Below are 13,659 nucleotides of genomic sequence, written 5' to 3'. Positions count from 1 at the left end.
GGGTTAATATGTCACAGCAGATTCATGCTTCAGCTAAAAATTTAAGTTTATGGTACGATGCTAACCAAATCTTGTATGATATAAATTTGGATATATATAAAAGAGAAGTTACAGCTTTTATAGGTCCTTCAGGATGTGGAAAATCTACTTTCTTAAGGTGTTTCAATCGTATGAATGATTTTATATCGAATTGTAAGATTAAAGGTAGTTTAAATGTTGATGATATAGGGGTTTACTCTGTTAATACAAACGTGGTTCTTCTTCGTGCAAAAGTTGGTATGGTTTTTCAAAAGCCTAATCCTTTTCCTAAGTCTATATATGATAATGTAGCCTATGGGCCGAAATTACACGGGTTAGCTAAGAATAAAAAGAAGTTAGACGAAATTGTAGAAAAAAGTTTAACAAGTGTTGGTTTGTGGGAAGAGTTGTGTGATAGACTAAAAGATAATGCTTTTGAATTATCAGGGGGGCAGCAGCAACGCTTGTGTATAGCGCGTGCTATTGCAGTGAGGCCAACAATGTTACTTATGGATGAACCATGTTCTGCTCTTGATCCTGTAGCTACAAATGTGATTGAAAATTTGATTCAAAATTTAAAAAAGAATTTTACTATTATTGTAGTGACTCATTCTATGAAACAAGCTAAAAAGATCTCTGATAGAGTGGCAGTTTTTGATTCTGGAAAAATAGTTGAGTACAATACTACTGAGGAGATTTTTCAAAATCCGCAATCAAGTAAAACCCAAAGATATATAGTAGATCAGTTGTAATAGTGCTTAAATTAAATAGAGTTAGATTCATTATGTCTGTGAGAATATGTGATATGATAGTAATTTGTAGTTGTCGAAGAATAGTAAAAGTATAAACTGACTAGGTAGATTTTTCAGAATCTGCAATCGAGCAAAATTCAAAATATAGCGTAAGTAGGCTATAGTAATATTTAGCTGTACAGTTATATAAGTTTAGGGTTGCTACGTTTTGAAAATATTCGATAAACTAGCAGTCTTTAGCTATAAGTGAGTAGTGAAAGTATAAACTGACTGGCAGATTTTTTAAGATTTACAATAAGCAAAATGCAAAGAAAAATCGGTTTTTCTGTAATGATCGGTATTAACTTAATATTGTCTATTGTATGATGTGATATACTAGTGTAGTGGTAAGTATGTGAGAAAATTATTATGTTGTAGGAATTATTTATAATCAAGCTATATACTGCCGTTGAGATACATTATGTTATTATTATTGCAGTATCTTATATTTATATCTGATTTAGATCGTGTTATTGCAGTTAATTATCACAGTGTAGTAGTGGTAGGTATGTAAAAAATTGTTATGCGTGGAAGTTATTTATAATCAAGCTATATACTGCCGTTGAGATACATTATGTTATTATTATTGCAGTATCTTATATTTATATCTGATTTAGATCGTGTTATTGCAGTTAATTATCACAGTGTAGTAGTGGTAGGTATGTAAAAAATTGTTATGCGTGGAAGTTATTTATAATCAAGCTATATACTGCCGTTGAGATACATTATGTTATTATTATTGCAGTATCTTATATTTATATCTGATTTAGATCGTGTTATTGCAGTTAATTATCACAGTGTAGTAGTGGTAGGTATGTAAAAAATTGTTATGCGTGGAAGTTATTTATACCCAAACTATATAATCCCGTATTGAAATAATGACAACATTATATTTATTATTTTGCAGTACCTGATAGTTGTATATGTATGTATGATTGTAATAAATAATGAATTATCAGGATAAGAGAATTTAAATTTAGTCGTTAATGGGACGTGGTGTAGTTCAAAATTGTCTTAGTGCTACTTTATTAAAAATTTATTTATAGTGTTACTAGTATTTTCTATAATTCTTGTTGAATTCCATATCACTACAAGTATTTTGTTATGATGTTGCTTAGGAAAACTTGTTTTAAGATTGATTTTTTACTGTATGACCCACTTATTTTGTTCTTCTTCTAATCTATTATTCAGTATTGCTTTCCTAATGGATTGCATTAAGTTATTCATAAAATATATATTGTGTATGCTAATTAAGCTGTAAGCTAATAATTCTTGTGCTTTTAATAGGTGGTGTATATATCCTCTTGAATGGTGACAACATGTAAAACATATGCACTCTGGCTCTATAGGGTTTGTATCTACTTTAAATCTTTTATTTTTCAGATTTATATATTCTTTATTGTATGTGTGTTCTGTTCTGTGCTTTGGTTTCACTAATGCTCCACCATGTCGAGCTATTCTTGTTGGATATACACAGTCAAAAGTATCAATACCTACTTTTACTCCTTGAAATATATCATCGATATTACCTATTCCTAATAGATGAATAGGACGGTTTTTATCTAATTTGCTTGTTGTTAGTGAAACAATGTCATACATTTGTTGTTTACATGCTCCTAGTGATCCACCAATTGCATGTCCGAAAAATGGCATATCGTTTATAAAATTGCAGCTGTTGATTCTGAGGTCTTCATAAACTCCACCTTGAATTATTCCGTATAATGCTTGAGAATTATCATTATTTTTTTTGAATTGATCGATACATCTGACAGCCCATCTATGACTCATATTCATTGATTTTTTTGTGTAATCATAACTAATATGAAATGGAGTGCATTCATCTAGTACAACAATTAAATCTGCACCTAATTTTTGTTGAATCTGTATAGATTTTTCTGGAGTTAAATGATATAAGCTGCCATTTATATAAGATTTAAATACAGCTCCTTCTTCACTAATAGAAACTAAGGTTCTTGAAGTACGATTTCTTCCTGCACTCTTGATTTCATCTGATACTGAACCATACCCTAAGCTAAATATTTGATATCCACCTGAATCTGTAAGCATTGGTTTATTCCAACCGGTGATTTTATGTAAACCTCCTAATTTTTCAATGATGTCTTCACCAGGTTGTAGCATTAAGTGGTAAGTATTGGATAATATAATTTGTGTGTTTGATTCTTTGATTTTTGATATATCAACGGATTTTATAGCTGCTTTTGTAGCACAGAATATAAAAGCTGGGGTATCGATTACACCATGAGGAGTAAATATGGTACCTAGTCGTGCATTATTGTGTTGGTGTGTAATTTTAAAGTTAAAATTTTTATACATAAAAAACTAAGAGATTCAATATTTAATGATAGTATTTAAATTATTTCCTAAGTTTTTGCTAGGTATTAATTGAAAAATATTTGCTAATTTATTCGTTTTCAATAATAATGTAAGCTAACGTTTTTAATTTTGGAGTTATATTAATGGCTGTACCAAAAAGAAAGAAGTCAAAATCACGTCGTAATATGCACCGTTCACACTGTAAATTGAAAATTCCTAATATTGGGATTGACAAGACAACAGGAGAATACAAGTTGTCTCATCATATATGTTTGGGTGGATATTATAATGAGAAACAGATATTAGAAGTAGATAGTAGTAATATGTAGTTAGTTTTTTTGGGAAGTATATAGAATGAGCATGATATCAATTGCAGTAGATGCTATGGGTGGGGATTTTGCCCCTGAAGCAGTAGTAGGCGGGTTGGATTTTGCTTTAACAAATTTATTAGATAATCAAAACGTTTCTTTTAATATATATGGGCAGGAAAGCCAAGTTTTACCTATATTAGATAAATATAAAAATGTTAAGAATTATAGCTTATTTTTTAATACTCCAGAAGTAGTATTGGCGAATGATAAGCCATCTTTTGCTTTAAGAAAACGTAGATCTTCTAGTATGTGGTGTGCAATTGATAGTATAAAAGGTAATGTAACATCTGCAGTTGTGTCTTCTGGTAATACAGGTGCTTTAATGGCTATTTCGCGTTTTTTATTAGGAACACTGCCTAATATAGACCGTCCAGCTATTTGTACCGCGCTCCCTTCTAGAGGAGGTGAAGAATTTGTGTTCTTAGATTTAGGGGCTAATATTGATTGTAGTTCGAGTTCTTTATTTCAATTTGCTATTATGGGTAATGCTTTCGCAAAGGCTGTATTGAATATTCCTAAACCTAAAGTAGCATTACTAAATGTTGGACAAGAAGAAGTTAAAGGTACAGGTGTTATAAGAGAAGCGTTTTTATTATTAAAACAAATTGAAAATAAAATAAATTTTTGTGGATATATTGAACCTATTGATATACTGGAAAGTAAGGTTGATGTTGTAGTTGCAGATGGATTTTCTGGAAATATTGTATTAAAAGTCACTGAATCTCTTGCATATACTTTTAAGTCAGTTTTTGAAAAATCAGTTGCTAGTTCTATGATAACGAAATTTGCAGGGTTGTTGTTGAAATCTAGTATGAAAAAAGATTTCATGAGGTTTAATCCTAAAATGTATAATGGAGCTATGTTAGTAGGGTTAAATGGTGTTGTAGTGAAAAGTCATGGGAATGCTGATAAAGTAGCTTTTGCTAATGCTATTAAGGTAGCCGTAAATGCTGTGCGTAATGATATCAATGCTAAAATTATTCATGAATTAAATTAATGTTGTCCTATGAAAAGATCTAATCTGTTGGGGATAGGCTCATATTTGCCTAAGAAGATATTAACAAATGATGAGCTTGCTCTAACTGTCGAAACTAGTGATGAGTGGATAGTGAAGAGAACTGGCATAAAGCAAAGGCATATTGCTGAAGAAAATGAAATGACTTCAGATATGGCAGCGAGTGCAGCAATATCAGCTTTAAATGATGCATGTGTTCATAAAGATGAAATTGAGTTAATTATTGTTGCTACTACTACCCCGGATAGAACTTTTCCCAGTTGTGCTACTATAGTTCAGAATAAGTTAGAATGTAAAAAAGCGTTTGCTTTTGATATTCAAGCGGTGTGTTCTGGGTTTATATATGCGATATCTGTTGCTGATAGTTTTATTAAGTCTGGTCAGGTAAATACAGCTTTAGTTATAGGGGCTGAAATTATGTCTAGGATTTTAGATTGGCAAGATAGATCAACATGTGTTTTATTTGGGGATGGGGCAGGTGCAGTAGTTTTAAGCAATAATTCTGAAGGAGATGATGGTATTATATCAACTATTTTACATTCTGATGGAGCTTTTTGTAATTTATTATATACTAGTGGTGGTACCGCATATAATGGTGTTGCTGGTACGATATGTATGAGTGGTACTGTTGTATTTGAACATGCGATTGAAAAATTGAGTTCTTCTATACTTGAAATTCTGAATCAAAATGTTTTAGAAATAGGTGATATTGATTGGTTTATTTTGCATCAGGCTAATGTTCGTATTATTGAACTAGTTGCACGCAGACTCAAGATACCTTATGAAAAAATGGTTATTAGTGTTGATCAACATGGCAATACTTCTGCAGCATCAATTCCTTTAGCGCTATCTTATGCAAAGGAATCTGGAAGATTAAAAAAGCAAGATATTGCTGTATTGGCAGCAATAGGTGGTGGTTTTACTTGGGGTACATGTTTAATACGTATTTAATAAAGCTTCTTATAAAGTGTTGGTATTATTGCTTTTGGAGATTTTATTATATAAAAAAATGTATGATATCTAATTTGCTTGTTTTTTATATCAGTTATTTATAGTGAAGTGATATATTTTTATAGTATAAGATAACTATATATTTTTTGTTTAATAGAGTAAGTTATCTGTAAATTACTGTCTTCTTAGTTTTTTAAAAAAATTTGTTATAAGTTTTATGTTTTCTTCTTCTAGTATTCCACCATATACTTCTGGTATATGATGACAAAATTGGAGAATTCTAGCTCCATTCTCAATTGCTCCATATTTTTTATTATAAGCTCCAAAGTATAATCTACGTATCTTAGAAAATGATATTGCTTGTGCACACATTGCGCATGGTTCTAAAGTCACGTATATATCACATTGATTTAATATATGAGTAGATAATATTTTACATGCCTTTCTTATAGCTAAGATTTCTGCATGAGCAGTTGGATCTGTGTTGTGTATGTTTAAATTATTAGCGAAAGATATTACTTTGTTGTTATGTACTATAACTGCTCCTACTGGTACTTCTGATATATCTTCTTGTGCTTTTGAAATAGCTAATTTCATATATGTATAGTCGAACACTGCTCTTACTTTTTACTTAAAATTAGTATTATATAATAGAAAAAATTTGATTAATATTTTATAGTTAAATAAAGTGAGTGGTTACTATTTTGATAAAATTATGATATACTATACACGTAGGGCTTTTATATATTTTTATGTATTTTGATATTCTTATTTATTTAGTCATAGCTTTTGGTATCTTAGGTATTTGTATTGCCTTATTTACCTTTTGTAGAAGCTCTATATATGAAAATCTTTTAAAGATATTTATTGATAATGATTATGAAGATCAGCTAACAGATGAAGAGAAATATAAAAGGTATATAGAGAAAAAGAAGAAAGAGCTCATTAAACATCAAATGTTAGTGAGTGATCTTGCTAGAGATCAAGTAGAATATGAAGGTAATACTAAAGTCATTAATATTATGCAACCAATAGGTCAGTGGACTAAGCTTGTAATGTCTGAGAAGCTGCAAAGGTTTGCTGGTTTGAAATTTGATAAAGAGCAAACAGGATTTTGGCAAATGTTTGTAAGTATGAAGTCTCTATCTCAAGGAAAGCATAGAGGAAGATCTAAATAGTTATGTGGTACTTTATTTTACGTAAAATCTAAATTTTAGCTATAAATGCACAATTATATAACAATTGTTGTATTATGTATTGACCTGACTTTATAACATTTATGATGTCCTGTTAATCATGATCAATTTTGTAAATATTCATGAGTGTGATGTCTTTATCCCAAGGAAAGCATAGAGGAAGATCTAAATAGTTATGTGGTACTTTATTTTACGTAAAATCTAAATTTTAGCTATAAATGCACAATTATATAACAATTGTTGTATTATGTATTGACCTGACTTATAACATTTATGATGTCCTGTTAATCATGATCAATTTTGTAAATATTCATGAGTATGAAGTCTCTATCTCAAGGAAAGCATAGAGGAAGATCTAAATAGTTATGTGGTACTTTATTTTACGTAAAATCTAAATTTTAGCTATAAATGCACAATTATATAACAATTGTTGTATTATGTATTGACCTGACTTATAACATTTATGATGTCCTGTTAATCATGATCAATTTTGTAAATATTCATGAGTGTGATGTCTTTATCCCAAGGAAAGCATAGAGGAAGATCTAAATAGTTATGTGGTACTTTATTTTGCATAGATCTAAAATAATTTAGGTAAATCTACACCTTGTGAACCATTATTATTATATCATAATCTTGAACAGAATATACAGTTTATGATTCCTTATAATTTAAGAGAATTTTAGGTTTTTATGCATAAAGTCTAGAAAATAATTTTAAGATATAAATTACATATTGCATAGCAGTGATTGTTGTGCACTCTATGTAGTGTGTTTAATCATAAAATTTATTGTAAATTTAATAACTGAGAAAGAATATTTAATTTTATATTGAATAAAGACTGATGTTATCATTTATGTCATATGTAAGGTAAGTAGCATATGTTATATTACGAAAATGTAAAATTTCATCTTTTAATATTAAGTGAACCAGGTATGACAATTTTCTTTTATATTTTATAAAAGAATAAGTTGTGAAAAAATTTTTATTCATGAATCTATGGAATGATAGTACAATCAGATTAATTTTATTAATTGGATAAAGTTATCATTGCAATTCCGAGTTTGTTGTATCTTAGTTTTGAGAAATGAGTATATGCAGAAAGAAGTCTTAATGCGCAATGGTTATTTCGGAATATACTGATAATTTTTTTAAGTTGTTAGCAATTGTAAGATGTTATAAATAGGTTATAGCTAGTTAATTTTTTATCTTAAATTATAGTGATTACTATTGAGGGGATATTTTGGAATTGAAGTCAAACACTAGTAAAAATTTTGATCAATTAATGTCTGGGCTTCCTTGTAATATTGAAGCTGAGCAGATATTGTTAGGTTCAATGTTGCGTGATAATAGAATTTGTGATGCAGTTGAAGATATAATAACAAGTGATGTGTTTTTTGATACTTTACATCGACGTATTTTTGAACAAATAGTAAAAATTAATAAGCGTGGGTTAGTTGCTAACGAAGTTAGCTTGAAGATGTTTTTTGATAATGATGAAGATTTAATTGAATCTGGTGGAGTTGAGTATTTAGCAAAAATTGCAGCAAAAGCTAGTGTAATTTTTGATATTAAGAATGTTGCAAATATAGTTGTTGATGCTTATTTAAGGAGATGTCTTATTTCATTTGGGCAGGATTTAATTAATGGGGCATATGATTATGATGTTGATAACTCTGCGATTTATCAAATAGAGCATGCTGCACAAAAGTTATTTTTACTGGGTAATCAAGGAAAGTCTGATAAAACATATCATCAGTTTGCACTTTTAGTTGCGAATATTAAAAAAAAGATAGAATTTGCAAAAAGTAATGAAGGAACTTTACAAGGTGTATCTGTAGGATTTCGTGATTTAGATCAATTGCTAAATGGATTGCAGAAATCTGATTTGCTTATTTTAGCTGCACGTCCATCTATGGGAAAGACAGCTTTAGCACTAAATATGGCGTTAAATGCATGTAAAATTTTAAGTAATAGTAGTCAATATAATGGCCAACATGTTGGCTTTTTTTCATTAGAAATGTCAGCAGAGCAGTTAGCTTCTAGGGTTATAGCCATTGAATCGGATGTGAGTTCTTATAAAGCATTATCTGGAAAAATTAATGGTGAAGAACTTAAGAAAGTACTTGATGCCAGTACTAGAGTGTGTAATTTACCATTAATTATTGATGATTCATCTAGTATATCTATAAGTAGCTTGAGAACTAGAATTAGGAGAATGCATCAACTATATAATTTAGAAGCTGTTTTTATAGATTACTTACAATTAATTAAGGGTACGACTAAGCGTAGTGGAGAGAATAGGGTTCAAGAAGTATCAGAAGTAACGCAGGGACTAAAAGCTATTGCAAAAGAATTAAATATACCAGTTATAGCCTTATCTCAGTTATCAAGGTTAGTTGAACAACGTGATGATAAAAAACCTCAATTGTCAGATTTAAGAGATTCTGGTAGTATAGAGCAAGATGCTGATGTTGTAATGTTTTTGTACAGAGAAGAGTACTATGAACTCAGAAAACAACCATCTGAAGGTACAGCTAAGCATGTTGAATGGCAAGAAAGAATGAATTCAATAAGTAATGTTGCAGATGTATTAATTTCAAAGCAGCGTAATGGTCCAATTGGTAATATTAAGTTATTTTTTGAAGCGGAAAAAGGTAGATTTAAAGATTATACAGCAAGATATAATCCTGCGGATTTTAATTTTTAGAATGCTTATTTCTGTATTATTATCAGTATTTAATCTATGTAATTATAATATAAACAGTACCGCTATTTTTTAAATAAAAAGTACAGTATAGAATAAGTAAATTTGCTTTTATGATGTTAAGCTTAAAGTAGTGTATTACAGTGTTGATCTTAGATGCTTAATATATTGCATCATTGGTATATAATGAAAAGTGTCACTATAATAAATGATCATTAGTTGTATATGTGGTGAGGTGTTTTTAGAAAAGGATTTCTTTTTATTATAGTAAAAATATTTAATGCAATATTGGCATTTGGATGCTAAGGCTATGTTATATACATGACATTATGAAGGATTTTTACTCACGGTAAATAATAATATAAACTGTATATGATAAGATATTTCAAAGGATAGATATTTGAATTATTGATGAATTTTTGATAATTTTAAGACTAGGGAAATTTGTATTGGATATTTGGCTTAGGATATGGTGTGTATCTTTGTTTATAGATATACGAAAAAGCAGTTGTTTATAATTGGAATGAGCGATAAATGAGCACTAGTTTGATATAATTGTAATAAAGTAATTTTATATTTTATTATAGCAATTTAAAATAGGCAATTATATTAGAGTAGTGGTGTATGTGTTATTTAGAAAATTTATTTTTTACAAATTAATTTATATCTAGATTTTATCATGAGTAAAAAAGCAGGGATTGTAGGAGCAGGGTTAGTAGGTAGGTTACTAGCATTAAGGTTATTACGTGATAATTGGCAGGTTACTTTGTTTGATAAGTTTGGTAAAAGTGACAGGCAAAGTTGTGGTGCTATTGCTGCAGGTATGCTTGCTTTATATTCAGAATCAGAAAAAATGGAACAAGTTGTTTTTGAGTTAGGTATAAAATCATTAAATTTATGGCCGAAAATTCTTAATGATATATTAGGCAATACTTCTTTTAAAATGCTTGGAAGTGTAATAGTAGCTCATAAAAATGACATGCCGGATCTTGAAAGAATGATGATATTTATAAAAGAGAAATCACATCTTAGTAATTTACAGATAATAGATGAGAATGCTTTAAAACTGCTTGAACCTGATCTCTCATTTCCTTACGGATTGTATATACCAGGAGAAGCTCAAATTGATAGTGCCCAATTCTTTTATAATATAATGTGTACTTTAGAACAATATAATGTAATTTGGTATGAACACGTTGTTGTCAATGAAATTGTAAATGAAGTTGTAGTTCTAGAAAATGGTAAAGAATATAAATTTGATTTTGTTTTTGATTGTCGAGGTATAGGAGCAAAAAATGATTTGCCTAATCTAAGGGGAGTTAGGGGTGAAGTGTTATTATTATATGCTCCACAAGTTAGTTTAAACAGACCAGTTAGAATGGTGCATCCAAGATATAGTATATATATAGTTCCTAGGCAAAATTCTCAATTTGTTGTTGGGGCTACTGAAATAGAAAGCTCAGATATGTCTGAGGTTTCAGTGCAATCTGTATTAGAGTTGTTATCTGCAGCTTATTCGGTACATAGGGGTTTTGCTGAAGCAAGAATTATAGATATGTCAAGAAATTGTAGAGCAGCATTTTTTGATAACTTGCCTAAAATATATGTTCAGAATAATCTTATAAGGATTAATGGTTTGTATCGTCATGGGTATTTGTTGGCTCCATCTTTGATAGAAGAATTAGTATTATTCCTTAATGGGAACTTAAGTAATAATTCTTCAATTATTGAAATAATTAACTAATGCACAAGAATAATAATCAGTCTTGGAATTTAGTTTTTTACATATGTACATGGGTCAAGAGAATATAATTATTAGTTTTAAAAGGTGTACAATTATATTGTTAGTTGTGTAGTAATTTAGTATGTCAGATGAATGTAAAATTTCTAAATTAAAAATGTTGCTGACCAAGCTGGAATTACTTTATTTCTCTAATTTAAATAGTGTTGTTATGTGGTTATTTAATAACTGGAACATGTTGTATATCTATTTCATATTAACACAGATCATAATTCAATATCAGTTACAAATGGAATTTGATGTTTATCAGTTATTTTGTTGCTATAATTAATTGTATATATACTTCTGAGAAATGTCATTCAAGTAATAATATCAATTATTTTGATGCTGTTTTTATCGAAAAATTTCTTTCAGATTTCTCAGATTAGTAAAAAGCTGAGAAAGTATAATCAATGTTTTATCTAATTTTATATTAGCAAATCATAATTCTAATATCAGTTGCAAGGGGAATTTGATGTTTATCAGTTATTTTGTGCTGTATTGATTGTATGTATTTCAATGGTTTATAAGAAATGTCATTCAATAATGCTTATGTCAATTATTTTGATGCTATTTTCGTCAAAATTTTCGATTTTCTCAAAATTGGTGAAAAGCTTAGGGGACACAATGATAGATCGTGTCATATCTGATCTCATATTAATAAGTCCTAATTCTATTGCAAGAGGAGCTTCATTTTTTCCAACATCTACTTTTAATTCTTGATCTTCTAATATTACTTTCCCATTTGATTCACGTATGCTGTATCTTACGTTTATACTATCACCGCAACGTATTTTATTGACGGTGCCTTCATAATTTTCGATAACATTGTTAAAAATTAATATATCATTTGCCTCGTCTGGATATGATGAGTCAATAGATATTAACTTTACATAGTATTGTTCTTTAAAATTGCCTTCTTGATCTGTTAGTATAATGATACGTTGACCCTCTTCTTCCATACCTTCTATTGTATAATTTAGTTCTTTTATAATGCTTTCTCCTAGTTTAAATGTTACTTCTTGTGGGATATTTGTTAATGCTTGAGAAAAGGTATTTTTGTTGTTTGGATCATATACAAATTTGTGTATTGTTGCCGAAATGTTTTGTCCGCATAATACTTTTTTACCGTTTCCTTCTACAATATCATGTATTTTGAAAAGATCCGGTTTTATAATTTTATGCTTGATATGTTCTAAGTAATCAACCAATCCATTTACTTTTATATAATAGTCAATACGAGATTCAATAATTGGTCTTAATAATTGATATCCTATGGTATGTGTTAGGGAGTGGTTAGCGTTAATCTTGTATGGTTTGCTGGGGTTATCTGTATGGTTGAATATTGTTTTTGTATATAGCATTGTTAATGACTTTCCTATCAACATTACAGTTATTAGAGTAAGACAGATATATAATAACCTAGAAAGTATCTTTTTCATGTTTTATAAATTTCTTATAAACCTGGCTAAACTGTGTAGAATAGCCGCTTTATGTGAAAAAATAGTTAAATGTTCAGTTGATCTATTTATTAGATTACTCACATAGTTTTTAGCATCTTCATTGTTTAGTACATTAAGGATGTTGTTCTTGGATTTATCTTGGTTTGCATCAGCAATATCATCCTTTATTTGAAAAGCATGTCCAAGATTTAATCCATAACTAGTCAAAGCATTTAATTCAATATTTGATGCATTTCCTAATATTCCTCCTAATTCACATGCCACAGCAAAAAACTGAGCTGTTTTTAACATGTGTATAGCTTGTATATCATTTATATCTTTTGCTGTAGTTTCTGTATCAAGTATTTGTCCTTGTATCATACCCTGGTAGCCTAAAGCTTTAGCTAATGCTTTTATCATGCAACAACGTATAGAAGGTAATTCATCAATTGTTGATAATATTTCAAATGCTAAAGTTAATAATGCATCACCAGTTAATATTGCTATTGCTTCATTGAATTTTTTATGAGAGCTTGCTTGTTTTCGACGTATATTTGCATTATCTATGCTTGGTAAATCGTCATGTATTAATGAATAGACATGTATGATTTCTACAGCTGCACTTACAGGTAGAACCCTTTCTATATTGACATTAAATATTTGTGCAGAAGCATTAACAAGGAAAGGGCGTATATGCTTGCCAGGTGCAAACATGGAGTACCTCATAGATGTTAATAATATATCTTGATTGTCTTCTGGTAAAACACTTTCTAGCTTTTTTATAAGTAAGCTACTGTGATGTTTCATTAGATCTGATATATTGTGAGACAAGGTTTCCTCTAGAAATTATTCCCTTTGTATCGAAGATTATAAAAGTCTAAGAATAATATGCAATGTAATTTATAGTAGTTACTAAGAAAAGATTGATAATATTTAATATATGGTGCACTTTGTTTTGTCATGTAGGAATGTTTAATAAATATGTTATGTGGTGAATGATGTTATGTATTTAGAAATAAGTAGATTGTTGAGAATAATGTTTGACTATGCGGAT

The 13,659-nt window shown here is 29.4% G+C and carries 12 protein-coding genes; 8 read left to right on the top strand and 4 right to left on the bottom strand.

Annotated elements, in window-relative coordinates; genetic code table 11:
- The first annotated feature begins 8 nt into the window (after window positions 1-8).
- Window positions 9-770: a phosphate ABC transporter ATP-binding protein PstB gene (gene pstB, locus MR76_RS02890; protein ID WP_024072201.1), complete on the top strand. Its 762-nt coding sequence runs from the start codon at window positions 9-11 to the stop codon at window positions 768-770.
- A gap of 1,182 nt (window positions 771-1,952) precedes the next feature.
- Here pstB and tgt read toward each other — a convergent pair.
- Entirely contained in the window at window positions 1,953-3,143 is a 1,191-nt protein-coding gene (tgt, locus tag MR76_RS02885; RefSeq protein WP_024072199.1) for a tRNA guanosine(34) transglycosylase Tgt, read from the bottom strand.
- A 143-nt stretch (window positions 3,144-3,286) separates the two neighbouring features.
- On the opposite strand from tgt, the gene rpmF reads away from it, so the two are divergent.
- From rpmF to MR76_RS02870, 3 genes are read left to right on the top strand one after another with little or no spacing between them, the layout of a single operon-like run.
- Window positions 3,287-3,472, top strand: coding sequence for a 50S ribosomal protein L32 (gene rpmF / locus MR76_RS02880; protein ID WP_024072198.1), 186 nt, complete (start codon window positions 3,287-3,289; stop codon window positions 3,470-3,472).
- 25 nt (window positions 3,473-3,497) lie between these two features.
- On the top strand, window positions 3,498-4,511 hold the full coding sequence (gene plsX, locus MR76_RS02875) for a phosphate acyltransferase PlsX (RefSeq protein ID WP_024072197.1): 1,014 nt from the start codon (window positions 3,498-3,500) through the stop codon (window positions 4,509-4,511).
- A gap of 9 nt (window positions 4,512-4,520) precedes the next feature.
- On the top strand, window positions 4,521-5,480 hold the full coding sequence (locus MR76_RS02870) for a beta-ketoacyl-ACP synthase III (protein WP_024072196.1): 960 nt from the start codon (window positions 4,521-4,523) through the stop codon (window positions 5,478-5,480).
- 174 nt (window positions 5,481-5,654) lie between these two features.
- Here MR76_RS02870 and MR76_RS02865 read toward each other — a convergent pair whose 3' ends face one another.
- Window positions 5,655-6,077 (bottom strand): nucleoside deaminase, encoded by a 423-nt coding sequence (locus MR76_RS02865; protein WP_024072195.1) that lies wholly within the window; start codon window positions 6,075-6,077, stop codon window positions 5,655-5,657.
- A gap of 155 nt (window positions 6,078-6,232) precedes the next feature.
- Here MR76_RS02865 and MR76_RS02860 point away from each other — a divergent pair, with 155 nt between their 5' ends.
- From MR76_RS02860 to MR76_RS04985, 4 genes are all read left to right on the top strand, one after another.
- On the top strand, window positions 6,233-6,658 hold the full coding sequence (locus MR76_RS02860) for a hypothetical protein (RefSeq protein WP_024072194.1): 426 nt from the start codon (window positions 6,233-6,235) through the stop codon (window positions 6,656-6,658).
- Window positions 6,659-7,961: 1,303 nt separating this feature from the next.
- Window positions 7,962-9,386 (top strand): replicative DNA helicase, encoded by a 1,425-nt coding sequence (locus MR76_RS02855; protein WP_235111320.1) that lies wholly within the window; start codon window positions 7,962-7,964, stop codon window positions 9,384-9,386.
- Between the two features lie 676 nt (window positions 9,387-10,062).
- Window positions 10,063-11,127, top strand: coding sequence for an FAD-dependent oxidoreductase (locus tag MR76_RS02850; protein WP_024072192.1), 1,065 nt, complete (start codon window positions 10,063-10,065; stop codon window positions 11,125-11,127).
- Between the two features lie 296 nt (window positions 11,128-11,423).
- Window positions 11,424-11,552 (top strand): hypothetical protein, encoded by a 129-nt coding sequence (locus MR76_RS04985; protein ID WP_268744739.1) that lies wholly within the window; start codon window positions 11,424-11,426, stop codon window positions 11,550-11,552.
- Between the two features lie 147 nt (window positions 11,553-11,699).
- Here MR76_RS04985 and MR76_RS02845 read toward each other — a convergent pair whose 3' ends face one another.
- Together MR76_RS02845 and MR76_RS02840 are read right to left on the bottom strand one after the other, a co-directional pair.
- Window positions 11,700-12,605, bottom strand: coding sequence for a hypothetical protein (locus tag MR76_RS02845; protein WP_024072191.1), 906 nt, complete (start codon window positions 12,603-12,605; stop codon window positions 11,700-11,702).
- Window positions 12,606-12,608: 3 nt separating this feature from the next.
- Complete coding sequence (locus MR76_RS02840) at window positions 12,609-13,436, bottom strand: polyprenyl synthetase family protein (protein WP_024072190.1); 828 nt, start codon at window positions 13,434-13,436, stop codon at window positions 12,609-12,611.
- Window positions 13,437-13,659: the final 223 nt, after the last annotated feature.

Source organism: Ehrlichia muris AS145 (assembly GCF_000508225.1).
GTDB classification, from domain to species: domain Bacteria; phylum Pseudomonadota; class Alphaproteobacteria; order Rickettsiales; family Anaplasmataceae; genus Ehrlichia; species Ehrlichia muris.
Note: the sequence above shows the minus strand (reverse complement) of the source record. Positions and strands in the feature narration are given on the sequence as shown.